The organism is Nocardioides iriomotensis (assembly GCF_004168035.1).
GTDB classification, from domain to species: domain Bacteria; phylum Actinomycetota; class Actinomycetes; order Propionibacteriales; family Nocardioidaceae; genus Nocardioides_B; species Nocardioides_B iriomotensis.
This window is the reverse complement of the sequence record NZ_SDPU01000004.1, coordinates 1-262: the sequence shown is the minus strand read 5'-3', so window position 1 is coordinate 262 and position 262 is coordinate 1. Positions and strand designations below refer to the sequence as shown.

Genomic DNA, 262 nt, shown 5'->3' with positions numbered 1-262 from the left:
CGAGTCGATCGCCGCCGGCGACGTCATCCGCGAGTCCGAGGTCTCCATCGAGGTGGAGAAGGTGCTCAACGACGTCTACCCGTTGCTGCGCACGGTCCGCCCGGCCGACATCAACTACACCCTGACGGCGCTGGCGACGGCGCTGGAGGGGCGTGGTGAGCAGATCGGCAACAACCTGGTCGTGCTGGAGGACTACCTGGCGCGCACCAACCCGAAGATCCCGCTGCTGGTCGACGACCTGGAGAAGCTGAGCGACGTCTCG

Annotated in this window: 1 protein-coding gene; it reads left to right on the top strand. The window is 66.8% G+C overall.

Features of this window, described 5'->3' with window-relative positions; all coding sequences use genetic code 11:
• Positions 1-262 (top strand): MCE family protein (locus tag ETU37_RS01345; protein ID WP_206053623.1); only part of this gene is annotated, 262 nt, incomplete at both ends.